Source organism: Paraburkholderia tropica (assembly GCF_914484835.1).
GTDB lineage: Bacteria > Pseudomonadota > Gammaproteobacteria > Burkholderiales > Burkholderiaceae > Paraburkholderia > Paraburkholderia tropica_A.
Window position 1 is genome coordinate 89,356 of sequence record NZ_CAJZAR010000048.1, and the last position, 22,516, is coordinate 111,871.

21 protein-coding genes are annotated in these 22,516 nt (G+C 65.6%); 9 read left to right on the forward strand and 12 right to left on the reverse strand.

What is annotated here, in order from left to right; translation table 11 throughout:
* Positions 1 to 11 precede the first annotated feature (11 nt).
* From LDO54_RS16035 to LDO54_RS16045, 3 genes are all read right to left on the reverse strand, one after another.
* Entirely contained in the window at positions 12 to 458 is a 447-nt protein-coding gene (locus tag LDO54_RS16035) for a GatB/YqeY domain-containing protein (protein ID WP_224011672.1), read from the reverse strand.
* Positions 459 to 738: 280 nt separating this feature from the next.
* Positions 739 to 951 (reverse strand): 30S ribosomal protein S21, encoded by a 213-nt coding sequence (gene rpsU, locus LDO54_RS16040; RefSeq protein WP_065059953.1) that lies wholly within the window; start codon positions 949 to 951, stop codon positions 739 to 741.
* 191 nt (positions 952 to 1,142) lie between these two features.
* Positions 1,143 to 2,360 carry an NAD(P)/FAD-dependent oxidoreductase gene (locus tag LDO54_RS16045; RefSeq protein WP_224011673.1) on the reverse strand — a complete coding sequence of 406 codons (1,218 nt, stop codon included), beginning with the start codon at positions 2,358 to 2,360 and terminating at the stop codon, positions 1,143 to 1,145.
* 139 nt (positions 2,361 to 2,499) lie between these two features.
* Here LDO54_RS16045 and tsaD point away from each other — a divergent pair, with 139 nt between their 5' ends.
* Positions 2,500 to 3,528 carry a tRNA (adenosine(37)-N6)-threonylcarbamoyltransferase complex transferase subunit TsaD gene (gene tsaD, locus LDO54_RS16050; RefSeq protein WP_224011674.1) on the forward strand — a complete coding sequence of 343 codons (1,029 nt, stop codon included), beginning with the start codon at positions 2,500 to 2,502 and terminating at the stop codon, positions 3,526 to 3,528.
* 94 nt (positions 3,529 to 3,622) lie between these two features.
* Here tsaD and folE2 read toward each other — a convergent pair whose 3' ends face one another.
* From folE2 to LDO54_RS16070, 4 genes are all read right to left on the reverse strand, one after another.
* Positions 3,623 to 4,432 carry a GTP cyclohydrolase FolE2 gene (gene folE2, locus LDO54_RS16055; protein ID WP_224011675.1) on the reverse strand — a complete coding sequence of 270 codons (810 nt, stop codon included), beginning with the start codon at positions 4,430 to 4,432 and terminating at the stop codon, positions 3,623 to 3,625.
* 183 nt (positions 4,433 to 4,615) lie between these two features.
* On the reverse strand, positions 4,616 to 6,523 hold the full coding sequence (gene dxs, locus LDO54_RS16060) for a 1-deoxy-D-xylulose-5-phosphate synthase (RefSeq protein WP_224011676.1): 1,908 nt from the start codon (positions 6,521 to 6,523) through the stop codon (positions 4,616 to 4,618).
* Between the two features lie 85 nt (positions 6,524 to 6,608).
* The gene (locus tag LDO54_RS16065) at positions 6,609 to 7,490 is read right to left on the reverse strand and encodes a polyprenyl synthetase family protein (RefSeq protein WP_224011677.1); all 882 of its coding nucleotides are present in this window, start codon (positions 7,488 to 7,490) and stop codon (positions 6,609 to 6,611) included.
* Positions 7,487 to 7,819 (reverse strand): exodeoxyribonuclease VII small subunit, encoded by a 333-nt coding sequence (locus LDO54_RS16070; RefSeq protein ID WP_224011678.1) that lies wholly within the window; start codon positions 7,817 to 7,819, stop codon positions 7,487 to 7,489. Before LDO54_RS16070 ends, LDO54_RS16065 begins: the two co-directional genes overlap by 4 nt.
* Positions 7,820 to 8,128: 309 nt before the next feature.
* Here LDO54_RS16070 and LDO54_RS16075 point away from each other — a divergent pair, with 309 nt between their 5' ends.
* Together LDO54_RS16075 and LDO54_RS16080 are read left to right on the forward strand one after the other, a co-directional pair.
* The gene (locus LDO54_RS16075) at positions 8,129 to 9,235 is read left to right on the forward strand and encodes an aromatic ring-hydroxylating oxygenase subunit alpha (RefSeq protein ID WP_224011679.1); all 1,107 of its coding nucleotides are present in this window, start codon (positions 8,129 to 8,131) and stop codon (positions 9,233 to 9,235) included.
* 140 nt (positions 9,236 to 9,375) lie between these two features.
* Positions 9,376 to 10,245: a sulfurtransferase gene (locus tag LDO54_RS16080; protein ID WP_224011680.1), complete on the forward strand. Its 870-nt coding sequence runs from the start codon at positions 9,376 to 9,378 to the stop codon at positions 10,243 to 10,245.
* A gap of 37 nt (positions 10,246 to 10,282) precedes the next feature.
* Here the strand turns inward: LDO54_RS16080 and LDO54_RS16085 are convergent, their stop codons facing one another.
* From LDO54_RS16085 to polA, 3 genes are all read right to left on the reverse strand, one after another.
* Positions 10,283 to 11,155, reverse strand: a complete 873-nt coding sequence (locus LDO54_RS16085) for a dienelactone hydrolase family protein (protein ID WP_224011681.1) — start codon at positions 11,153 to 11,155, stop codon at positions 10,283 to 10,285.
* Positions 11,156 to 11,220: 65 nt separating this feature from the next.
* Positions 11,221 to 12,567: an NAD(P)/FAD-dependent oxidoreductase gene (locus LDO54_RS16090; RefSeq protein ID WP_224011682.1), complete on the reverse strand. Its 1,347-nt coding sequence runs from the start codon at positions 12,565 to 12,567 to the stop codon at positions 11,221 to 11,223.
* A 256-nt stretch (positions 12,568 to 12,823) separates the two neighbouring features.
* Positions 12,824 to 15,625, reverse strand: coding sequence for a DNA polymerase I (polA, locus tag LDO54_RS16095; protein ID WP_356790171.1), 2,802 nt, complete (start codon positions 15,623 to 15,625; stop codon positions 12,824 to 12,826).
* Position 15,626: 1 nt separating this feature from the next.
* Here polA and LDO54_RS16100 point away from each other — a divergent pair, with 1 nt between their 5' ends.
* Complete coding sequence (locus tag LDO54_RS16100) at positions 15,627 to 16,382, forward strand: TIGR00730 family Rossman fold protein (protein WP_224011683.1); 756 nt, start codon at positions 15,627 to 15,629, stop codon at positions 16,380 to 16,382.
* 196 nt (positions 16,383 to 16,578) lie between these two features.
* Here LDO54_RS16100 and LDO54_RS16105 read toward each other — a convergent pair whose 3' ends face one another.
* Positions 16,579 to 17,481: a transcriptional regulator GcvA gene (locus LDO54_RS16105; RefSeq protein WP_224011684.1), complete on the reverse strand. Its 903-nt coding sequence runs from the start codon at positions 17,479 to 17,481 to the stop codon at positions 16,579 to 16,581.
* Between the two features lie 95 nt (positions 17,482 to 17,576).
* Here LDO54_RS16105 and LDO54_RS16110 point away from each other — a divergent pair, with 95 nt between their 5' ends.
* The 4 genes from LDO54_RS16110 to LDO54_RS16125 all read left to right on the forward strand — a co-directional run bounded on the left by LDO54_RS16110 (position 17,577) and on the right by LDO54_RS16125 (position 20,176).
* Positions 17,577 to 18,206, forward strand: coding sequence for a chromate transporter (locus LDO54_RS16110; protein ID WP_224011685.1), 630 nt, complete (start codon positions 17,577 to 17,579; stop codon positions 18,204 to 18,206).
* The gene (locus LDO54_RS16115) at positions 18,203 to 18,730 is read left to right on the forward strand and encodes a chromate transporter (protein ID WP_224011686.1); all 528 of its coding nucleotides are present in this window, start codon (positions 18,203 to 18,205) and stop codon (positions 18,728 to 18,730) included. Before LDO54_RS16110 ends, LDO54_RS16115 begins: the two co-directional genes overlap by 4 nt.
* A 646-nt stretch (positions 18,731 to 19,376) precedes the next feature.
* On the forward strand, positions 19,377 to 19,874 hold the full coding sequence (locus tag LDO54_RS16120; RefSeq protein WP_224011687.1) for a hypothetical protein: 498 nt from the start codon (positions 19,377 to 19,379) through the stop codon (positions 19,872 to 19,874).
* Positions 19,871 to 20,176, forward strand: coding sequence for a hypothetical protein (locus LDO54_RS16125; protein WP_224011688.1), 306 nt, complete (start codon positions 19,871 to 19,873; stop codon positions 20,174 to 20,176). Before LDO54_RS16120 ends, LDO54_RS16125 begins: the two co-directional genes overlap by 4 nt.
* Before the next feature lie 63 nt (positions 20,177 to 20,239).
* Here LDO54_RS16125 and LDO54_RS16130 read toward each other — a convergent pair whose 3' ends face one another.
* Positions 20,240 to 21,766, reverse strand: a complete 1,527-nt coding sequence (locus LDO54_RS16130; RefSeq protein ID WP_224011689.1) for an AMP nucleosidase — start codon at positions 21,764 to 21,766, stop codon at positions 20,240 to 20,242.
* Between the two features lie 248 nt (positions 21,767 to 22,014).
* Between LDO54_RS16130 and LDO54_RS16135 the strand changes: the two genes are divergently transcribed.
* Entirely contained in the window at positions 22,015 to 22,428 is a 414-nt protein-coding gene (locus LDO54_RS16135; RefSeq protein ID WP_224011690.1) for a hypothetical protein, read from the forward strand.
* Positions 22,429 to 22,516: the final 88 nt, after the last annotated feature.

Below are 22,516 nucleotides of genomic sequence, written 5' to 3' on the forward strand. Positions count from 1 at the left end.
AGAGCGTGCCTTTACTTCGAGAGCGCGGCCTTGACGAGGCCGGAGACGGCCGTCATGTCGGCGCGGCCGGCCAGCTTCGGCTTGAGCACGCCCATGACCTTGCCCATGTCCTGCGGGCCCGCCGCGCCCACCTGGGCGACCGCGGCCTGCACTTCGGCGGCGATTTCGGCGTCCGAAAGCTGCTCGGGCATGTACGTGGCCAGAACGGCCAGCTCGGCCTGTTCCTTTTCGACGAGGTCCGCACGGGCGGCGGCTTCGAACTGGCTGATCGAGTCCTTGCGCTGCTTGATCATCTTGTCGATGACCGCCGTGATGCCCGCGTCGTCGAGCGTCACGCGCTCGTCGACTTCACGTTGCTTGATGGCGGCGAGCAGCAGACGAATCGTGGCGAGACGCTCGCTTTCGCGCGCGCGCATCGCGGCCTTCATGTCGTCGTTGATCCGGTCTTTGAGACTCATCACTCACCTGAATTGCGTTGGTTGCAGAAACCCGGAAACCCGGGGCAGTGAGGTCGTCCTGCCGAAACATCGTACCGAAGCATCGCAGAAACGCAAAAGCGAATGCAAAAACCCGCCTGGAAGCGTTTCCAGGCGGGTCGGTGCGGATTCGACTGGGTTGCGACCACACCAGAGGACAACGCGGCGCGCGGCTGCGCCCGACATGCGAGCTCAGCCCCGCGCCACGCTGCTTGCGCCGTCATGGGTTTCCGCGAACGGAAAAGCCATGACGGCGCGGGAATCAGTACATCTTCTTCGGCAGCATCTGGCTGCGCAGACGCTTGAAATGCCGCTTTACCGCCGCCGCCTTCTTGCGCTTTCGTTCAGCCGTAGGCTTCTCGTAAAACTCACGCGCACGAAGCTCGGTCAGCAGCCCGTTCTTCTCGATCGTGCGCTTGAAGCGCCGCATGGCGACTTCAAAGGGTTCGTTTTCTTTTACGCGGATGGTCGTCATTTTCCAATAACGGATCGGGGGTAAAGAGGATCGAGTATAGCAGAGGGTTTTTTAAAAGACAGACAGGTAAACGTCAAGCCTCGCCCACGCCTGGCGGGCCTCCCGGAGCCTTGCCCGGACGCCGCGCGGACCCGCGCGCGTCCTGCTCAAACCCCGCTCGACACGCGCCCCAACCTCGTCGGAATACCCCGTCAGGCGGCGCCCGTAAACGCCGCCGCCGCCTCGCCCGCGGCCACGCCGGAAGCCCACGCCCACTGGAAGTTGTAACCGCCGAGCCAGCCGGTCACGTCCACCGCCTCGCCCACGAAATAGAGTCCGGGCACACGCTGACTCATCATCGTCGCCGACGACAGTTCGCGCGTGTCCACGCCACCGCGCGTCACCTCGGCCTTCTTGTAGCCCTCGGTGCCGGTGGGCGTGAGCGTCCACTTCGCGATGCCTTCGCCGATGCGGCGCAGCGTCTTGTCCGGCAGATCGGCGATACGCGCCTCCAGCGGCACCTGATGCGTCTCCAGCCACGCGTGCGCGAGCCGCGCGGGCACCCATTCGGCGAGCAGATTGCCGATCTGACGCTTCGTCGCGCCCTTCGCCTCGATCAGCGCCTCGGTGGCGTCGCGCTCGGGCAGCAGGTTCACGCGGATCGGCTGACCCGGCTGCCAGAAGCTCGAAATCTGCAACACGCCGGGGCCGGACAGACCGCGGTGCGTGAACAGCAGATCCTCGTCGAAAGCACCGCCGGTCTTGCGCTCGCCGGTCGCCACGTTGACCTCCAGCGAGACGCCCGCGAGCGGCACGTACGGCGCCCATTCGTCGTGCGCGAAGGTGAGCGGCACGAGCGCCGGGCGCGTGTCGATCAGCTTGTGGCCGAACTGCTTGGCGAGGCGATAGGCGAAATCCGTCGCGCCGATCTTGGGGATCGACAGGCCGCCCGTGGCGATCACCAGCGCCTTCGCGCGGATCTGGCCCTGAGGCGTGCCGAGCACGAAGCCCGCGCCGTCGGCGTGATGAACCTCCTCGACCGGCAGCGGGCGGCGCCACGCGACGCGCCCGGCGTCGCATTCGGCGCGCAGCACGTCGATGATGGCCTCGCTCGACTGGTCGCAGAACAGCTGGCCCTTGTGCTTCTCGTGCCACGTCACGCGATGCTGGCGCAGCAGCGCGAGAAAGTCGCGCGGCGTGTAGCGCGCGAGCGCCGAGCGGCAGAAATGCGGGTTGTTCGAGAGATAGTTGGCGGGACTGGCGTGCAGATTCGTGAAATTGCAGCGTCCGCCGCCCGAAATGCGGATTTTTTCCGCGAGGCGCGGCGCGTGATCGATCAGCGCCACGCGGCGCCCCTGCTGGCCGGCCACCGCCGCGCTCATCATGCCGGCCGCCCCTGCGCCGATCACGGCGATGTCGAATGATTCCATGGCGCGCATTTTACCTGTACGGCAGCGCCCCATTCGCCCGTCAGCCGGCTTGCGCGCGCACTGCTATACTTTCAGGCTTCCCTTTTACTTTGTTTTAGCGACGGTTCGCGCCTCTTTGCCCACCGTTGCGCGCCCCACCATGCTCGTACTCGGCATCGAAAGCTCCTGCGACGAAACCGGCCTCGCGCTCTACGACAGCGAGCGCGGCCTGCTCGCGCACGCGCTGCATTCGCAGATCGCCATGCATCGCGAGTACGGCGGCGTCGTGCCCGAACTCGCCTCGCGCGACCATATCCGCCGCGCGCTGCCGCTGCTCGAGGAAGTGCTCGCGAAAAGCGGCGCGGCGCGCAGCGACATCGACGCCATCGCCTTCACGCAGGGCCCCGGTCTCGCGGGCGCGCTGCTGGTGGGCGCGAGCATCGCCAACGCGCTCGCCATGGCGTGGAACCGGCCGACCGTCGGCATCCACCATCTCGAAGGGCACCTGCTCTCGCCGCTGCTGGTCGACGCGCCGCCGCCGTTTCCGTTCGTTGCGCTGCTGGTCTCCGGCGGCCACACGCAGCTGATGCGCGTGACCGATGTCGGCGTCTACGAAACCCTCGGCGAAACGCTCGACGACGCCGCCGGCGAAGCCTTCGACAAAACCGCCAAGCTGCTCGGCCTCGGCTATCCGGGCGGCCCGGAAGTCTCGCGGCTCGCGGAGTTCGGCACGCCGGGCGCGATCGTATTGCCGCGTCCGATGCTGCATTCGGGCGATCTCGACTTCAGCTTCAGCGGCCTGAAGACCGCCGTGCTCACGCATGTGAAGAAGCTCGGCCCGAACATCTGCGAACAGGGCAAGGCCGATATCGCGCGCGGTTTCGTCGATGCGGCCGTGGACGTGCTGGCCGCCAAGTCGCTGGCCGCGCTCAAGCAGACGAAGATGAAGCGCCTCGTGGTCGCGGGCGGCGTGGGCGCGAACAAGCAGTTGCGCGAAAAGCTCTCGGCAGCAGCGAAAAAGCGCGGCTTCGAGGTGCATTACCCCGATCTCTCGCTGTGCACCGACAACGGCGCGATGATCGCGCTCGCGGGCGCGCTGCGCCTTCAGCGCTGGCCCGACCAGGCGACGCACGACTACGCGTTCACGGTGAAGCCGCGCTGGGATCTGACGTCGCTCGCGCAGCAGTAAGCGGCCTGCCTCCCGCGCCATCGGCGCAATAAAAAAGCCGCCTTTTCGGGCGGCTTTTTTTACGTCACTAGCACCAGCAACGCGCGCGGCTCAATCAGGCCGATACGCGCTTGTCGTGCTCGATCACGGCGTAAGCGCTGTGATTGTGGATCGACTCGAAGTTTTCGGCTTCGAGCGTATAGGCGATCACGCGCGCGTCGGCGTTCAGGCGCACGGCCACGTCACGCACGAGATCCTCGACGAACTTCGGATTCTCATACGCGCGCTCGGTCACGAACTTCTCGTCCGGGCGCTTGAGCAGGCCCCACAGTTCGCACGACGCTTCCTGCTCGGCGATGACGATCAATTCCTCGACCGCCAGATCGCCGTCGAATTCCACGTTCATCGTCACGTGCGAGCGCTGGTTGTGCGCGCCGTACTGCGAGATCTTCTTCGAGCACGGGCACAGGCTCGTGACCGGCACGAGCACTTGCAGGAACAGGCGCGTCACGCCGTCGCGCACGTCGCCCGTGAGCGTCACTTCGTAGTCCAGCAGACTTTCGACGCCCGACACCGGCGCGACCTTCTTCACGAAGTACGGGAACGACACTTCGATACGGCCCGCCTGCGATTCGAGCTTCGCGATCATCGCGGCCAGCATCGCGCGGAACGTGGCCGGTTCGAGCGGCTGCTTGTTCTCTTCGAGCAACGCCACGAAACGCGACATGTGCGTGCCCTTCTGGTCGGCGGGCAGATGAACGTCGAGATTCCACGTGCCGACGCTCGGCTGCACCTCGCCCGCCGCCGTCTTCACGGTCAGCGGATGGCGCACGCCCTTCACGCCCACGCGCTGGATCGGGATCTGGCGGGTATCGACGGAACTCTGGACGTCCGGCATCACGAAAGCCGGATTCATCTGATTCATGTTCTTATCCTCAGGCCGCGCCGAACTGCGGCGCGCAAATGGCAAGCGCCGGCATGAGCCGGCGCTGGCTGGCGGAGCGCGGGTGCAAGACCCCGTCCGCCGGTTCAATTGTGGAGTGGGCGGCGGCGGCGCACGCAAGGGTTTTCCGATGAAAACCCGCGGCGCCGCTCAGCGCGATCCCACTCAGGCGACGCGCATCACCGACTTGCCGGACGCGTTCGCCGCGCGGTCGAGAAAGCGCTCGCGAATCGACTTCGCGATCCCTGCCGCGTCGAGGCCACAGCCTGCCAGCAGCTTGGCCGGTTCGCCGTGGTCGATGAAACGGTCGGGGAGGCCCAATTGTAGTACGGGCTTGATAACCCCACTTTCAAGCAGGGATTCCACGACGGCCGAACCCGCGCCGCCCATGATGCAGCCTTCCTCGACGGTCACGAGGTAATCGTGCGTCTCGGCGAGCTGCTTGACGAGCTCCGCGTCGACCGGCTTCACGAAGCGCATGTTCGCCACGGTGGCGTCCAGTTCTTCGGCAGCGGCCAGCGACGGCGCAACCATCGTGCCGAACGCGAGGATCGCCACGCGCTTGCCTGCCGGTGCGGCGCTTTCGCGGCGCACTTCGCCCTTGCCCACCGGTAGCGCGGCCATCTGCTTGACGGTCGCGACGCCCGTGCCCGCGCCGCGCGGATAGCGCACGGCCGTCGGGCAGTCCTGCTGGAGCGCCGTGTAGAGCATCTGGCGGCATTCGTTTTCGTCCGACGCCGCCATGACCATCATGTTCGGGATGCAGCGCATGAACGCGAGGTCATACGCGCCCGCGTGCGTCGCGCCGTCCGCGCCGACGAGGCCCGCGCGGTCGATCGCGAAGATCACCGGCAGGTTCTGCAGCGCCACGTCGTGGATCAGCTGGTCGTAGCCGCGTTGCAGGAAGGTCGAGTAGATCGCGACCACCGGCTTGAGGCCCTCGGCTGCGAGACCGCCCGCGAACGTCACCGCGTGCTGCTCGGCGATGCCGACGTCGAAGTAACGGTCCGGGAAGCGCTTCTCGAACTCGACCATGCCCGAGCCCTCGCGCATGGCCGGCGTGATGCCGACGACGCGGCTGTCCAGCTCGGCCGCATCGCACAGCCATTCGCCGAACACTTGCGTGTAGGTCTTCTTGGCGGGCGTGGTCGACGGCTTGATGCCTTCGGCCGGGTTGAACTTGCCGGGACCGTGGTACAGGACCGGGTCGGCTTCGGCGAGCTTGTAGCCCTGGCCTTTCTTCGTCACCACGTGCAGGAATTGCGGGCCGCGCAGTTCCTTGATGTTTTGCAGCGTGGGGATCAGCGAGTCGAGGTCGTGACCGTCGATCGGGCCGATGTAGTTGAAGCCGAATTCTTCGAACAGCGTGGCCGGCACGATCATGCCCTTCGCGTGCTCTTCGAGCTTGCGGGCGAGATCGAGCACCGGCGGCGCGTGACGCAGCACGCGCTCCACGCCCGCGCGAGCGGCGGCGTAGAAGCGGCCCGACATCAGGCGCGCGAGATGGCGATTGAGCGCGCCCACCGGCGGCGAAATCGACATGTCGTTGTCGTTGAGGATGACGAGCAGCGGCACGTCGTCTTCGACGCCCGCGTTGTTCATCGCCTCGAAGGCCATGCCGGCCGTCATCGCGCCGTCACCGATCACGGCGATGCCCGTGGCGTTTTCGCCCTTGAGCTTGCTCGCGATGGCCATGCCGAGCGCCGCCGAAATCGACGTGCTCGAGTGCGCGGTGCCGAAGGTGTCGTAGTCGGATTCGTCGCGTTTCGGGAAGCCCGAAATGCCGCCGAACTGACGCAGCGTCGGCATCTGGTCGCGGCGGCCCGTGAGAATCTTGTGCGGGTAGGTCTGATGGCCCACGTCCCAGACGATGCGGTCGCGCGGCGTGTCGAACACGTAATGAAGCGCGATCGTCAGTTCGACCGTACCAAGGTTGGACGACAGGTGGCCGCCCGTTTGCGAGACGCTGTCGAGAACGAAGGCACGCAGTTCGTCGGCAAGCGGTTGCAACTGGCGGCGATCAAGGCGGCGCAAATCCGCCGGGTCGTCAATGGTTTTCAGCAAGTCGTACATCGTCGTTCCATTGTAGGAAATCGGGCGCTCCCGCACTTCTGTCGCGCATTACTTCCCGTTCATGCGCGCGGGCGGGTTGGCGCAATCAGCTAACCCGGTTCACCACCAGGTCAGCGAGTTCGGCGAGGCGCTGGGCGCGCGCGCCGAACGGTTCAAGCGCCGCGTGCGCGTCGGCGCGCAGCTGCTGCGCGAGGGCGCGGGAAGCATCCAGACCGATGATCGACACGTAGGTCGGCTTGCCGTCCTTCGCGTCCTTGCCCGCGGTCTTGCCCAGCGTGGCCGAGTCGGCGGTCACGTCGAGAATGTCGTCCACCACCTGGAAGGCGAGGCCCACGGCCGCAGCGTACTTGTCCAGTGCCGCGAGCGTCTCGGCGGAAGGCGTGTCGCCCGCCACCGCGCCCATGCGGACCGACGCGCGCAGCAGCGCGCCCGTCTTCAGACGGTGCATCGTTTCGAGCTGCTCGCGCGTGAGCGAATGGCCCACGCTCGCGAGATCGATCGCCTGGCCGCCGGCCATGCCGATCGAACCGCTCGCGAGCGCGAGTTCGCGCACGAGCGATGCCTGGCGGGGCGCGTCCAGCACGTCCGACGTCAGCGTAATGAAAGCCTGCGATTGCAGCGCGTCGCCGACCAGCAGCGCCGTCGGTTCGTCATATTTGACGTGTACCGTGGGCTTGCCGCGGCGCATGTCGTCGTCGTCCATGCAGGGCATGTCGTCGTGGACGAGCGAGTAGACGTGGATCATCTCCAGCGCGCAGGCCGCTGCGTCGAGCGCTTCGGGCGTCGCGCGGGTCAGTTCGCCGGCGGCGTGGCAAAGCAGCGGGCGCACCCGCTTGCCGCCGCCGAGCACGGCATAGCGCATCGCGTCATGCAGCGGCGCGGGCTGAACGTCCGCTGCCGGCAAATAGTGATCGAGTGCGCTTTCGACCCGGTCGAGCACCTGCCGGGTCCATTGGTCAAATGTCATAGATCGTCGTCTCCGCCCATTGCGGAGCCTGTCGTATTGAGGGGAGCGGGCCGCAGCGTTTCGCCGTCGAGCACGCGCACCTGTTGTTCAACCTTTTCGAGCTGCTGCTGGCAGAACTTCACCAGCACGGCACCGCGACGATACGCGGCCAGCGATTCTTCGAGACTCAGGCTGCCGCCTTCCATGCGCGCCACGAGCGCGTCGAGCTCGGCGAGCGCCGCCTCATAGCTGTCCGGCAGAGCCTCGGCCCCGGCCGGGTCGTGCGATCCGTCCGGTACACCAGCTTCCTGAGCCGCGCCAGCGCGGTCTTTCGATGCCGTTTTCGCCATCAGTGGTCGCCAAAATGAAACAAGGCGGACATTCTACGGCAAAAGCCCCCCATCCGCCCCGCTCGCCGGCTTCTGTTCCGCGGCGGCCACATCACGTGGACTTACACAAATCGGTGCCGGAAGGCCGCGGTCGCCGCGATATTGTCGCTTTTTCGTCGCCTTCCTGCCGTAATTGCGCCGCAAACCGGGCAAAAATCAGTCACTTAGCCACCCCACCCCGGGGTAAACCAGTTATACTAGCCGGCTCCCTAAATCGAATCTTCGATGGTTGGGTTGTTCACTGCTTTCACGTCTTCATCGGGAGTGGGAATGTCCAATCTGAGCAATGCATTGCAGCTGAAGTCCATTCAAAGCCAGCTGCCAGTCACGGCTTACTTTGACGAAGCGCTTCTCCAGCGCGAAATCGAAACGCTTTTCCAGAAAGGTCCTCGCTACGTCGGCCACGAGTTGATGGTGCCCGAAGCGGGGAATTATTTTGCGCTGCCCGGCGAAAAAGAGGGCCGCGTGCTGGTGCGCAACAAGAGCAACGAGATCGAACTGCTCTCAAACGTTTGCCGCCATCGCCAGGCCATCATGCTAAACGGTCGCGGCACCGCAGACAATATTGTATGTCCGCTGCATCGCTGGACGTACGACCTCAAAGGTGAACTGCTCGGCGCGCCGCACTTCGCGGACAAGCCCTGCCTGAACCTGAACAACACGCCGCTGCAAAAGTGGAACGGCCTGCTCTTCGAGTCGGCCGGGCGCGACGTCGCGCGCGATCTCGCGCGCCTCGGCCCCGCGAAACACCTCGACTTCACGGACTATATGTTCGATCACGTCGAGGTCCACGAGTGCAACTACAACTGGAAGACCTTCATCGAGGTCTATCTGGAGGACTACCACGTCGTCCCGTTCCATCCGGGTCTCGGCCAGTTCGTCTCGTGCGACGACCTGAAGTGGGAGTTCGGCGAGTGGTACAGCGTGCAGACCGTGGGCGTGCACAGCCAGCTCGGCAAGCCGGGCAGCCCCACGTACCGCAAGTGGCACGACGAGGTCCTGCGCTTCCGCAACGGCGAGCCGCCCGAGTTCGGCGCGATCTGGATGGTCTACTACCCGAATCTGATGATCGAGTGGTATCCGCACGTGCTCGTCTGTTCGTGGCTGATTCCGAACGGCACGCAGAAGACCACCAATATCGTCGAGTTCTATTACCCCGAGGAAATCACGCTGTTCGAGCGTGAGTTCGTCGAGGCCGAGCGCGCCGCCTATATGGAAACGGCCATCGAAGACGACGAGATCGCCGAGCGCATGGACGCCGGCCGCCGCGCGCTGATGGAGCGCGGCGTCTCGGAAGTCGGCCCGTACCAGAGCCCGATGGAAGACGGCATGCAGCACTTTCACGAGTTTCTGCGCCGCGAACTGGGCACGATCTAGGCACGGTTCGAGCGCCTTCGCGCTACCGCATGCATCACGGAAAGACGGGCTACGGCCCGTCTTTTTGTTTAGACTGACGGCATCGGGCCCACGCTGTGCACACGCACATCCGGCGGCCGCGCACGATACCAGGAGCCGTCATGCCCCACACTCACTACACCACGCTGATCTCCGCCGCCAACCTGCACGAGCGCATGAGCGCCGCGCCGGGCAGCGTGCTCGTCTTCGACTGCCGTTTCGATCTGGCCGATCCGAGCGCGGGCGAAACGGCCTATGCCGCCGGTCATCTGCCGGGCGCGCGCTATCTGCATCTCGACCGCGATCTGTCCGGCGCCAAGACCGGCACGAACGGCCGCCATCCGCTGCCGGACCGCGCCTCGCTGGTCGCCACGCTCGCGAGCTGGGGCTTGAACGCGGGCCAGCAGGTCGTGGCCTACGACGCGCAAGGCGGCTCGTACGCGGCGCGGCTCTGGTGGCTGCTGCGCTGGCTCGGCCATGACTCGGTCGCGGTGCTCGACGGCGGCCTGCAAGCCTGGGAAGCCGCGAGCCTGCCACTCGCGAAAGATGTGCCCGCGGCCACGCAAGGCACCTTCAAGGCAGGCGCGCCGCTGCAGGTGACCGTCGATGCGGCGGCCCTCGTGCGCAATCTCACGTCGCACGAACTCACCGTGGTCGATGCGCGCGCCAACGACCGCTATCGCGGCGAGAACGAGACCATCGATCCGGTCGGCGGCCACATTCCCGGCGCGAAGAATCGCTTCTTCAAGGACAACCTGACCGACGACGGCCGCTTCAAGTCGGCCCACACGCTGCGCGAGGAATTCACGGCGCTGCTGCCGGGCATTACGCCCGAGCACGTGGTGCTGCAATGCGGCTCGGGCGTCACCGCGTGCCACAACGCGCTGGCGATGGAGATCGCCGGCATGCATGGCGCGGCGCTGTACGGCGGCTCGTGGAGCGAATGGGTCGCCGATCCGTCACGACCCGTGGCGACCGGGCCGAATCCCTGATCGACGCGAGAGCGTTGTGTGATGAACGGCGTCGGCCTCAACCGACGCCGTGTTCCTTGAACCACGCGATCGCGCGCTTCCAGCCGTCCTCGGCATCGGCCTTGCGATAGCTCGGCCGGTAATCGGCGAAAAAGGCATGCCCCGCGTCGTCGTAGACGACGAACTGCGAGCCGCGCGCGCCTTGCGGCCCCTGCGCGATGGCTGCCTTCATCTGCTCCAGCGTGTCCTGCGGAATGCCGGTGTCCTGGCGTCCGTACAGCCCCAGCACCGGCACTTGCAGACTGCCCGCGAGATCGAGCGGATTCTGCGGCGTATTCGCGTTGTGATCGCCCACCACGCGCCCGTACCACGCCACCGCCGTCTTGATGCGCGGATTGTGCTCCGCATAAAGCCACGCGTAACGCCCGCCCCAGCAAAAGCCGTTGACGCCCACGCGCTTCACATCGCCGCCATGCTCGCCCGCCCAGGCAATGGCCGCATCGATATCGCCGAGCACCTGCGCATCGGGCACCTTGCTCACGATGTTCTCGTTGATCTGCTGGATCGTCGGATACACCGAGGCGTCGCCCTCGCGCACGAAGAAGTCCGGCGCGATGGCCAGATAGCCGAGCTTCGCAAAGCGGCGGCAGACATCGGCGATATGCTCGTGCACGCCGAAAATCTCGTGAATCACGATGATCACCGGCAGATGCGTCTTGCCGCGCGGCTGCGCGCGATACGCCGGAATGAGCGTGCCGTTCGAGTGGAACGCGATCTCGCCCGCGTCGAGGCCTTCGCTATCGGTGTGGATGGTCTGCGCGGAAACCGGCAGCACCGCAGCGGCGAATCCGCTGCCGAGCGCGGCCTTGAGAAAGGTGCGCCGATCGAACGGCACGTGCGGGACGAGGCTATCGACTTCGGGCTTGAGCATGCAACGCTCCTCGCGATAAGAACAGCGCCATCAAAGAAAAATGCGCCCGCAGGCGCATCGTGGGATCAATGCAATTTGACGCGCGGCAGCGTCGTGCGCCGCAGCCAGTGCGCGACGGTGTCGAGCACCATGCGCGCGTAGCCGTGCAGCGCCGCGATATGCAGCCGGTACAGCGACATGTACATGAAGCGCGCGAACAGGCCTTCGATCAGCATGCTGCCGCCGATCAGCCCGCCCATCAGACTGCCGACCGCGCTGAAGTGACCGAGCGACACGAGTGAGCCGAAGTCGCGATACGTGAACTCGGGCAGCGGCCGCCCTTCGAGCCGCAGCCCCATCGAGCGGAACAGGAACGAGGCTTCCTGGTGCGCGGCCTGGGCGCGCGGCGGCACACCGCGTTCGTTGCCGGGCCACTCGCAGGCGGCGCAGTCGCCGAGCGCGAAGACGTTGTCGTCGAGCTCGGTTTGCAGCGTGCGGCGCACGATCAGCTGACCGAGCCGGTTGACGGTCAGGCCGTCGAGTTCCGAGAGAATCTGCGGCGCCTTGATGCCGGCGGCCCACACCGTGAGATCGGCGCGCACGGCCTTGCCGCTCGCCGTACGCACGACGCCCGGCGCGACCTCGGTCACGCGCTCGCCGCTCAGAATGCGCACGCCGAGCTTCTCCAGCAATTCGGTCGTGGCCGACGACACGCGCTCAGGCAGCGCGGGCAGAATGCGCGGCCCCGATTCGATCAGCACGATGCCGACGTCGTGACTCGGATCGAGCTTGTGCAACCCGTACACCGAAAGCACCTGCGCGGTGTTGCGCAATTCCGCCGACAATTCGACGCCGGTCGCGCCCGCGCCGACGATCGCGACCTGCACGCGCGGCTCCTGCTTGCCTTCGTGATCGTGCGTGACGGGTTCGGGCGTCTGATGTTCGGCGCGCATGCAGGCGGCGATGAGCTTCTTGCGAAAGCGCTCGGCCTGCGCGACGGTATCGAGCGCGATGGAGTTTTCCGCCGCGCCTGGCACACCGAAGAAATGCGTCGTGCTGCCGATGGCGAGCACGAGCGTGTCGTATTCGAGCACGCGTTCGGGCAGCAGTTCGGCGCCGTCTTCGTCGTTCACGACGCCGAGCGTGATGCGTTTGGCCGCGCGGTCGATGCCGATCAGTTCGCCCTGCTGAAACTCGAAGCCATGCCAGCGCGCCTGCGCCGCGTACTCGAGTTCCTGCGTGAACGGGTCCATGCTGCCCGCCGCCACTTCGTGCAGCAGCGGCTTCCAGATGTGCGTGGGATTGCGGTCGACCAGCGTGACCGAGGCGTGCGTACGGCCGCGCTTCGCGCGCGTTTCGCCGTAACGGTCGCCCAGCCGCGTCGCCAGTTCGAGCCCGCCTGCACCTCCTCCCACTACGATAAAGCGATGCATAGTTTCTCCGTGCATGTCGATTGGCGATAGAACGTCCGATGCGCGCCGCGTGCCTGCCTCGATACACAGTCTGCAAACAGCGGCGGCCTTCGGCCGTCGGTTCATTGTCGGATGACGGAACGCGCGGCGGCAAGGCCGGCGAGCACATGCATAGCATGTGCTCCGCCCACTTGCGCGATGCCGCTCGCGCGGTTACGGCTTCTTCGTTACGGTGCGGCTTCAGCGTGCGCGTAAAGCGCGCACGTAAAAAACAAACTCAGTGCGCCTCTTCCCAGTTCGCGCCCACGCCCACTTCGGCGACGAGCGGCACCTTCAGCTTCGCCACCGAGCACATCAGTTCCGGCAGGCACTTGCGCACTTCCGAGAGTTCCGCGTCGGGCACTTCGAGCACCAGTTCATCGTGCACCTGCATGATCATCTTCGTGCCGATCTTGCGCTCGTCGAGCCACTTCTGCACGGCGATCATCGAGAGCTTGATGAGGTCGGCGGCCGTACCCTGCATCGGCGCGTTGATGGCGGCGCGCTCGGCAGCCTGGCGGCGCGGACCGTTGCCACCGTTGATCTCGGGCAGCCACAGTCGGCGGCCGAACACCGTCTCCACATAGCCGCGCGATTTCGCGTCCATGCGCGTCTCGTCCATATAGCGCGCGACGCCCGGATAGCGCGCGAAATAACGGTCGATATAGAGCTTCGCCGCGTCGCGCGTAATGCCGAGATTCGACGCGAGCCCGAACGCGCTCATGCCGTAAATCAGGCCGAAATTGATGACCTTGGCGATGCGGCGCTGATCGTTGCTCACTTCGAGCGGCGTCACGCCGAACACTTCGGCGGCGGTCGCGCGGTGAATGTCGTCGCCGCGCGCGAAGGCTGCGAGCAGCGATTCGTCGCCCGAAATATGCGCCATGATGCGCAGCTCGATTTGCGAATAGTCGGCCGACACGATCTTGCAGCCCGGCGACGCGATAAACGCCTCGCGAATGCGACGGCCTTCGCCGGTGCGCACGGGAATGTTCTGCAGATTCGGATCGTTCGACGCGAGACGGCCCGTGACCGCGACGGCCTGCGCGTAATTCGTATGCACGCGGCCCGTCTGCGCATTGACCATGCGCGGCAGCTTGTCCGTATAAGTGGATTTCAGCTTGGCGAGGCCGCGATGTTCGAGCAGCAGCTTCGGCAGCGGATAATCTTCGGCGAGCTTTTGCAGCACTTCTTCGTCGGTGGACGGCGCGCCGCTCGGCGTTTTCTTCACGATCGGCAACTGCAGCTTCTCGAAGAAGATCTGGCCGATCTGCTTGGGCGAACCGAGATTGAATTCGCCGCCCGCGAGCGCATACGCTTCCTGTTCGAGTTCGACGAGACGCACGGCGATCTGCGCGCTCTGCTTGTCGAGCCGCTCGGTGTCGATCAGCACGCCGTTGCGTTCCATCTTGCGCAGCACGCGCGAAGTGGGCAGCTCGATGCTGCGATACACGTAGTCGAGGCCCTTCTCCGGCGCGATCTGCGGATAGAGCGCGCGATGCAGTTGCAGCGTGACGTCGGCATCTTCGGCGGCGTATTCGGCGGCCGTTTCCAGCGCCACTTCGTCGAAACCGATCTGCTGCGCGCCCTTGCCCGCGACCTCTTCGTACTTGATCGTCTTGATGCCGAGATGGCGCAGCGCGAGGCTGTCCATGTCGTGCGTGCGATGCGATTCGAGCACGTACGATTCGAGCAGCGTGTCGTGCTCGACGCCGGCCAGTTCGATGCCGTAGTTCGCGAGCACCTGCTCGTCGTACTTCATGTGCTGGCCGACTTTCTTGTGCTGCGCGCTTTCGAGCCAGGGCTTCAAACGCGCGAGCACGTCGTCGATCGGCAATTGCTCGGGCGCGTCGGGACCGCGATGCGCGAGCGGCAGATACGCGGCCACGCCAGGCTCGGTCGAGAACGACATGCCGACGAGCTTCGCGACCATCGGATCGAGCGCCGTGGTTTCGGTGTCGAACGCGGTGAGTTCGGCGGCTTCGATCTTCTTGAGCCAGGCGTCGAACAGCTCCCACGTCTGAATGGTTTCGTAGTGGCGCGGCGCGTCGACGAACAAGGCGGGCTGCACGTTCGCGTCCTGGGCGGGCGCGTTGCCCTGGGTGGCGGCGGGCACCGTCTCGCTCTGCTGGCTCGCTTCGGTCACTTCGCGCAGCCAGGTCTTGAAGCCGTGACGCGCGAAGATATCGCGCAGTTCCTCGCGCGCTTCGGGGCGCGTGACGAGCGACGCGTCGATCGACTCCAGATGCGGTGCGAGATCGCAGGCCGTTTCCACCGTGACGAGCTTTCTCGCCATCGGCAGGAAGTCGAGCGCGTCGCGCAGATAACCGCCCACGGCGCCCTTGATTTCGTCCGCGTGCGCGATTACGCCATCGAGCGAGTCATATTGCGTGAGCCACTTCACGGCCGTTTTCGGGCCACACTTGTTCACGCCCGGCACGTTGTCGACGGTGTCGCCGATCAGCGAAAGATAGTCGATGATGCGCTCGGGCGGCACGCCGAACTTCGCGATCACGCCTTCGCGATCGAGCATTTCGTTCGTCATCGTGTTGATGAGCGTGACGCGGTCGGTCACGAGCTGCGCGAGGTCCTTGTCGCCGGTGGAAACGATGACCTTCATGCCGAGCTTTTCGGCCTGCGCCGCGAGCGTGCCGATGACGTCGTCGGCTTCCACGCCTTCGACCATCAGGAGCGGCCAGCCGAGCGCGCGCACCGCCGTGTGGATGGGCTCGATTTGTGCTGCGAGCGGCTCCGGCATCGACGGCCGATTGGCCTTGTACTCGGGATACCAGTCGTCGCGAAACGTCTTGCCCTTGGCATCGAACACGCACGCGCTATACTCTGCCGTAACGTCCTTGCGCATTCGACGCAGCATGTTGATGATGCCGTAAAGCGCGCCCGTGGGTTCGCCATCGGGACCGCGCAGATCCGGCATCGCATGGAAGGCCCGATAGAGATAGCTGGAGCCGTCGACCAGTAATAAGGTCTTACCTTCCAGCTCAGTTTGTAGCTTCGTTTCCACGCGTAGTTCTTCAGGCATTATGGACAAGAGAAAAGTGATTCCGAGTCTGCGTTCACTCGCAGATCAAGAGCGCGCAACGGCCAAGAAGGCGCGCGCATCGTGGCAGATGTTCACGATTATGGCAGAGTTTATCGAGGCGACCGAATACCTGTCCGAGATCCGGCCAGCGGTCAGCATCTATGGCTCCGCGCGCCTGAAACCCGACTCGAAGTACTACCAGTTGGCGAGCACGATCGCGCGAAAAGTGTCCGACGCGGGCTTCGCCGTGATCTCCGGCGGCGGTCCCGGCATCATGGAAGCGGCCAACCAGGGCGCGCACGCGGGCAAGTCGCCTTCGGTCGGTCTGAACATCGAGTTGCCGCACGAGCAGTCGGGCAATCAGTGGCAGGACATCTCGCTGCGCTTCCGCCATTTCTTCACGCGCAAGGTCACGTTCGTGAAGAACTCGGACGCGGTCATCGTGATGCCCGGCGGCTTCGGCACGCTCGACGAACTGGCCGAAGTGCTCACGCTCATCCAGACCAAGAAGTCGCGTCACGTCCCCATCATTCTGGTGGGCGCGGAGTTCTGGGAAGGCCTGCTCGCGTGGTTCCGCTCGGCGCTCGTGCCGATGGGCCTCATCAATCCCGAAGACATGGATCTGATGCAGGTGATCGACGACCCGGACCAGGTGCTCGAAGCTGTGCTGAAGTTCTACGAGGACAGCGGCGAGGAAGGGGAGAAGGAACATCCCACGCGCGGCGACTCGGACGAAGACCGCATGTTCTATCTGTGATGGCGTGATGCAACGAGCTTGACGTCGCGGCGCGCGGGTTTGAGGCCCGCGCGGCGTGAGCGTCGCTTTATCGCTATCGAGGCGCGATCGCTGCCAGGCATCGCGCCGCTTTTATTTCTGCAGCTTTCTTCGGGCTTGCAGGCGCGTGTTCGCACTCGCCGCGATCGCCACATCGATCGTGATATCGGTCGTGATATCAAGCCGCCGCGACCTGCGCCGGCTGGGCGCGCGCCTGCTCCTCCAGCCAGCCGCAAAATTGCGCGACCTCGGGCACGTCCGCCACTTCGCGGCGCGCCACCCACCAATAGCCTCGCGCGTCCAGCAGCGGACCGGCGAGCGGCGTGACGAGCCGCCCCGACGCCAGTTCGTCGTCGAGCAGCGGCAGCGGGCCGAGCGCCACGCCCAGTCCATCCACGGCCGCCTGCAGCGCCAGATAGAAGTGATCGAACGACTGCTTCTTGCGGCAGCGCGCCTTCACGTCCGCTGCCGCGAGCCATGCGCGCCACGCGTCGGGACGCGTGTCCGAATGCAGCAAGACGTGACGCGCGAGGTCGTCGGCGTGCTGGATCGGCGCACGCTTGAGCAGCGCGGGACTGCAAACGGGCAACTCCATTTCGTCGAGAAAATGGCCGCTCGCGCAGTCGCGCCAATGCGCGGGACCGCGCCGCACGGCGACGTCGAACGCATCGAGCGTCTCGACCGGCGCATTCGACGTCGACAGCCGCAGTTCGACATTGGGCGCGAGCCGCTGAAACTGCGAAAGACGCGGCAGCAGCCATTTCATCGCGAAGGTGGGCAGCGCGTTCACGCGCAGCACGCGCACGGCGCCCGTGTCGCGCAACTGCTCGGTGGCGCGCGCGATGTCGTCGAAGGCGGCCTGCACGGCGGCGAGATAGCGGCGGCCGTGCTCGTTGAGCGCGACGCGCTTGCCGTGCCGATGAAACACCTGCACGCCCGTCCACGCCTCCAGCGCGGCAACCTGACGGCTGATGGCACCGTGAGTCACATGGAGTTCGCCGGCGGCGGCCGTGAAACTGTTGTGCCGCGCGGCGGCTTCGAACGCGCGCAGCGCGGGAAAGGGAGGAAGCGAGCGTGTCATGCTTGTGATTCTAGATCACAAGAGAACGCCTAAAAAATCGTTTTGTGGCGAGGCCGATCGGCGCTACGCTCACGGCTTGCCTCAGAGGTCCCCGCATGAAAAATACGCCCGCCGTCGCGCCCCCGGATTCCACCGCCCCCGCCAATCAGGCCGATGCCGCGCCGCAGAGCGCCACGCACGCACCCAGCGCGCGCGAAATCTTCCTCGGCTTTCTCGGCCTCGGCTTCACCTCGTTCGGCGGCGCGCTGCCGCTCGCACGGCGCACCATCGTCGAGCAGCGCCGTTGGCTCAGCGGCGCGGAATTCACCGATCTGCTCGGCCTGTGCCAGTTCCTGCCGGGCGGCAACGTCATCAACCTGTCGGTGGCGATCGGCATGCGCTTTCACGGCTGGCGCGGCGCGCTCGCGGGCCTGCTCGGCCTGATCGCGGGGCCGTCGATCGTCGTGATCGGGCTCGGCGTGCTCTACGAGCGCACGCAGAACGACCCGCACGTGCGCCATCTGTTCGTCGGGCTCGCGGCGGCCGCGGCCGGACTGCTGGTGTCGATGGCGCTCAAGATCGTGCTGCCGCTGCGTCACGACAAGGCGGCGGCGTTGGTCGCGCTGCTCGGTTTCGTGGCGATCGCCGCGCTGCGCATACCGCTCCTGCCGACGATGCTCGTGCTGACGCCGCTCGGCATCGCGCTGGCCGCGCGCGCCGCGCGTCGCGAAGGCGGTGCGCGATGACTTCGACACTCGTTGCGCTCGCCGCGATCTTCAGCCAGCTTTCGCTGCTCGCGTTCGGCGGCGGCAACACCATCCTGCCGGAGATGCAGCGCCAGGTCGTCGAGGTGCATCACTGGATGCCGGCCAGCGAATTCAGCGCGCTGTTCGCGCTCGCGCAGGCCGCGCCCGGCCCGAACATGATGGTCGTGACGCTCGTCGGCTGGCACGTGGCCGGCTGGGCCGGCATGCTGGTGACCTCGATCGCCAAGTTCGGCCCGTCCTCGCTCGTGACGATCGCGGCGCTCCACGCGTGGGACCGCTTCAAGGACCGGCCGTGGCGCCGCATCGCGCAGCGCGGGCTCGTGCCGGTCACGGCGGGACTCGTGGCGGCAAGCGCCGTGCTGATCGCCAAAGCCTCCGACCCGACGTGGATCGCGTGGGCGATCACCGGCGTCTGCGCCGTGCTCGCGTTCCGCACGAAGATTCATCCGCTCTGGCTGCTGGCGGCGGGCAGTCTGATTGGATTGAGCGGATTCGGGCAGTGAACAATCGCGACGCGGCTGCCCCGGATTGATTCGGAATGCGATTTGAATATGCGGACACTGCGCGGACACTGCGTGGACACTGCATTGCAACGCGACGCCAAACACACAGCACGCAATGCTTGCCACGATTTCTTCTGAAGATTATGCGCGCTGATTTTGCAGTGCAGCAATCCGTCGCCTAGAGTGAAACTTGTCTCACTCGTGTGATGCAAGGCACGATTTCCGGGCCGCTGACGAGCGGCTCTTTTTTTGCGCAGCGCCGTTTGTCGTTGCGCCTGCTGGCAAGTTCGCCGACGACTTCGCCGACGAGTGCGCCGTCAACTTCGCCGCACCCGTTCGGCGGACGGGTCTCGCGCCGCCGACGCGCCCACAGCGGCCCCGCGCCCGCACACCAGGCCGAATGGCCTGCCACCCCGGTTTTCAGACCTTTTCCGCACGCCGCTTGCACGAGCGCACACGGCACGGCCGCTTCCTGTTGCATGCCCGCGTCACGCGCTTTCGGACGCGCACCGCGTGACTACAGTGAAGCGAAGGACAACAGGCGACGGCAGGTGACGAATTGATCGAACCGGTAGAACCGCAATCCGACTGCATCGCGGCGCAGACAGGCGAGCCGCGCGCGTGGACATACGGCTGGAATTTGCTCGTGACCGCGATCGTCGTGATCGCGCCGCTCGCGCTCATCCTCATCGAATACAAGTTGCGAGACGAGATCTGCGCGCTACGCGGCCGCGCCGCCTGTCACGCGCTGGAATTCTTCACGCCGGCGATGATGGCCGCTGCGCTCGCCGTGGTGCTGCCGTGCATGAATCTCTCGATCACGCACCGCCCACGGCTGCCCTTACCGCCCGCGCCTTCGCTCACGCGATTCGCGGCGCGCCGCCGCTGGGCGCATCGAAATCGCCTGGCCAGACGTCGAAACTGCGCGAATAACTTGATCTGGATACTCGATCACTGCATTGCCTTCTTTGCGCTAGTTTTATCGTGCGGCATCTTTGCGATGTGGCTGCTGAGCCTCCATCCCGAAGGCAGCGTCGGTGCTGGAGAAACATGGGGCACACCTCACAAGCTGAGTTGCACCGCTTACGCGCTGGCCACGCTACTCACCTTGTCCAAAATCACACTGGAGCGGTACAGAAAATGAATGAATGGCCCGTAGAAGTCCTGTTCGGCATCCCGGCTGCGGCAATAGTCGTTGGCATCATCGGATCGTATGCCTTGCACCGCTGGCTATGCTCGGTCGACCGGATGAACGCGCTGCTCGACCAGGAAGCTGCTGCCGAGTCAGCGCTGCGGCGCGTGTGCTATCGGCAGCCCACGGCGGTTCCCGTGGATCCCTTCACGCGTATCGCCATGACCGTGAAGTCGCGCAACCTCGCCATCCGCATCGACGGCGGCCGCTACGCGCGTCTGCCCGCAAGCGTCATGTGCGCCGCGCCGGCTTGAACGGCGGGCAGCGCGATACGCAACGGCGCATCGCGCAAAGTCGCCCGCCGCCCAATCCCGGCGTTACTGGAACGCCACTTCCGCGAAGCTGCGCAGCTTGCGGCTGTGGAGCTTATGCAGCCCGTTCGTGCGCAGGATCTCCATCGCCAGCACGCCAATCTGCAAATGCTGATCGACCTGCGCGCGATAGAACGAATCGGCCATGCCGGGCAGTTTCAGCTCGCCGTGCAGCGGCTTGTCCGAAACACATAGCAAGGTGCCGTACGGCACGCGGAAGCGGAAGCCGTTCGCGGCAATCGTCGCGCTTTCCATGTCGAGCGCGATCGCGCGGCTCTGCGAGAGGCGCTGCACCGGTTCGCGATGATCGCGCAGTTCCCAGTTGCGGTTGTCCACGCTCGCCACCGTGCCCGTGCGCATCACGCGCTTGAGTTCCACGCCGTCGAGCCGCGTGACCTGCGCGACTGCGCGTTCGAGCGCCACCTGCACTTCGGCGAGCGCGGGAATCGGCACCCACAGCGGAAGATCGGCGTCCAGCACGTGATCCTCGCGCACATAGCCGTGCGCCAGCACGTAGTCGCCGAGACGCTGCGTGTTGCGCAGCCCCGCGCAGTGGCCGAGCATGATCCACGCGTGCGGGCGCAGCACCGCGATGTGATCGGTGATCGTCTTCGCGTTCGACGGTCCCACGCCGATGTTCACCATCGTGATGCCGCTGCCGTCCGCGCGCTTGAGGTGATACGCGGGCATCTGCGGCAGACGCGCCGGCGTCGTGCCCTCGTCGTCCTGCTCGCCGAGATTCGCGTTGTACGTGACCACGTCGCCAGGCTCGACGAACGAGGTGTATTCGCTGCGGTAGTTGCGCAGATCGGCGTCGTCGGTGCGCGCCATCATCGCGCGGCCGAGCTTCACGAACTCGTCGATATAGAACTGGTAGTTCGTGTAAAGCACGTAGTTCTGGAAATGCGTGGGCGCCGTGGCCGTGTAGTGCTTGAGCCGATGCAGCGAGAAGTCCACGCGCGGCGCCGTGAACAACGCGAGCGGAAACGGCTCGCCGTGCGCCGGTTCGTAGGTGCCGTTCACGATGCGGTCGTCGAGTTGCGCGAGGTCGGGCGTATCGAACACATCGCGCATCGCGAAGAGACGCTCGCGGTCGAGATCGCCTTCGAGGTGAATGCCTTCGGCGAACGCGAAGTGAACGGGAATGGGCTGCTCCGAGACGCCCACTTCGATCGACACGTGATGGTTCTTCGCGAGCAGGCGCAACTGCTCGCGATAGTAGTTGCCGAACAGGTCCGGGCGCGTGACGGTGGTTTCGAATTCGCCGGGGCCCGCCACGAAACCGTACGAGCGCCGCGAGTCGATATGCGTGTTCACTGCCGTGCGAATGCGCACGAACGGATAGCATGCGCGCACGCGCCGCTCGAACGCTTCGCCGCGGCGGTAGCGCGCAAACGCATCGCGCAGGAACGAGGTGTTCGCCTCATAGATGGCCGCGAGGCGCGCGACGGCGTCGGCGGCGTCTTCGAAGGCTTCGACGGGAAAGTCGTGTGGTGGCGTCATGAAGGGCCGCCCGTTGATATCGTTGTTCATTGTCGTATGCCCTGGTTCGTTTGAACGACATTAGCACGGAAGCAGGACAATCTGACATCGCCCTGTGCGCAGGCGGGCGATTTCCCGTCCCGGCGCGAGGCCCGCCGCGCGGGCACGCGAGCCGCCCCGCAAGCGCGGCCCGACACGCGAATCGGGGCGCGAATTTGCTAGAATTGGAGGATCCCATCCCTTGCATGGGACCAGATGACGGCGTTGACCTGCCAGGTCTGGTCGACAGGAGAATCACAATGAAGTCGCACCTTCTAGCCGCCGCCGCGGCGACGCTCGCGTTCAGCGGGTTCGCCATGGCTGCGCCGGCCGACGACGCCCAGACCGCCGTCGAGGCCCAGTCCGCCCAGCCTGCCCAGTCCGAGAACGAACGGGCCGGCCTGCCCAATCTGGAGAAGATCAACCGTCCGGCTGCGCGCGTCAGCTCGAAGGTCGACATCAACGACGTGCCGCGCACGCCGAGCTTTCACGAGGTCAGCCCGACCGGCACCGAAATCACCGAATACCGCGACAAGGGCAAGCCCGTCGAGATCAACGTGCAATCGAAGTTCGGCACGCATTACACGATGAGCTCGAACCCCGACACCTCGCCGCAAGTCCGCCAGAACGGCCAGGCCAGCACGCGCCTGCCGTCGATCAACCTGCATTACTGATACGTCCCTTCGCGCGCGGGCGGCGTGCGCTGTCCGCGCCGCCTCCCGCCTGGCACGCCGCCCCTGAAACCTTTCTGGCGCGAGCGGC

Bases quoted from the DNA above. Each gene is read 5' to 3' on its own strand.
- LDO54_RS16035 (WP_224011672.1), bottom strand. From the start codon at position 458: ATGAGTCTCAAAGACCGGATCAACGACGACATGAAGGCCGCGATGCGC.
- rpsU (WP_065059953.1), bottom strand. From the start codon at position 951: ATGACGACCATCCGCGTAAAAGAAAACGAACCCTTTGAAGTCGCCATG.
- LDO54_RS16045 (WP_224011673.1), bottom strand. From the start codon at position 2,360: ATGGAATCATTCGACATCGCCGTGATCGGCGCAGGGGCGGCCGGCATG.
- tsaD (WP_224011674.1), top strand. From the start codon at position 2,500: ATGCTCGTACTCGGCATCGAAAGCTCCTGCGACGAAACCGGCCTCGCG.
- folE2 (WP_224011675.1), bottom strand. From the start codon at position 4,432: ATGAATCAGATGAATCCGGCTTTCGTGATGCCGGACGTCCAGAGTTCC.
- dxs (WP_224011676.1), bottom strand. From the start codon at position 6,523: ATGTACGACTTGCTGAAAACCATTGACGACCCGGCGGATTTGCGCCGC.
- LDO54_RS16065 (WP_224011677.1), bottom strand. From the start codon at position 7,490: ATGACATTTGACCAATGGACCCGGCAGGTGCTCGACCGGGTCGAAAGC.
- LDO54_RS16070 (WP_224011678.1), bottom strand. From the start codon at position 7,819: ATGGCGAAAACGGCATCGAAAGACCGCGCTGGCGCGGCTCAGGAAGCT.
- LDO54_RS16075 (WP_224011679.1), top strand. From the start codon at position 8,129: ATGTCCAATCTGAGCAATGCATTGCAGCTGAAGTCCATTCAAAGCCAG.
- LDO54_RS16080 (WP_224011680.1), top strand. From the start codon at position 9,376: ATGCCCCACACTCACTACACCACGCTGATCTCCGCCGCCAACCTGCAC.
- LDO54_RS16085 (WP_224011681.1), bottom strand. From the start codon at position 11,155: ATGCTCAAGCCCGAAGTCGATAGCCTCGTCCCGCACGTGCCGTTCGAT.
- LDO54_RS16090 (WP_224011682.1), bottom strand. From the start codon at position 12,567: ATGCATCGCTTTATCGTAGTGGGAGGAGGTGCAGGCGGGCTCGAACTG.
- polA (WP_356790171.1), bottom strand. From the start codon at position 15,625: ATGCCTGAAGAACTACGCGTGGAAACGAAGCTACAAACTGAGCTGGAA.
- LDO54_RS16100 (WP_224011683.1), top strand. From the start codon at position 15,627: ATGGACAAGAGAAAAGTGATTCCGAGTCTGCGTTCACTCGCAGATCAA.
- LDO54_RS16105 (WP_224011684.1), bottom strand. From the start codon at position 17,481: ATGACACGCTCGCTTCCTCCCTTTCCCGCGCTGCGCGCGTTCGAAGCC.
- LDO54_RS16110 (WP_224011685.1), top strand. From the start codon at position 17,577: ATGAAAAATACGCCCGCCGTCGCGCCCCCGGATTCCACCGCCCCCGCC.
- LDO54_RS16115 (WP_224011686.1), top strand. From the start codon at position 18,203: ATGACTTCGACACTCGTTGCGCTCGCCGCGATCTTCAGCCAGCTTTCG.
- LDO54_RS16125 (WP_224011688.1), top strand. From the start codon at position 19,871: ATGAATGAATGGCCCGTAGAAGTCCTGTTCGGCATCCCGGCTGCGGCA.
- LDO54_RS16130 (WP_224011689.1), bottom strand. From the start codon at position 21,766: ATGAACAACGATATCAACGGGCGGCCCTTCATGACGCCACCACACGAC.
- LDO54_RS16135 (WP_224011690.1), top strand. From the start codon at position 22,015: ATGAAGTCGCACCTTCTAGCCGCCGCCGCGGCGACGCTCGCGTTCAGC.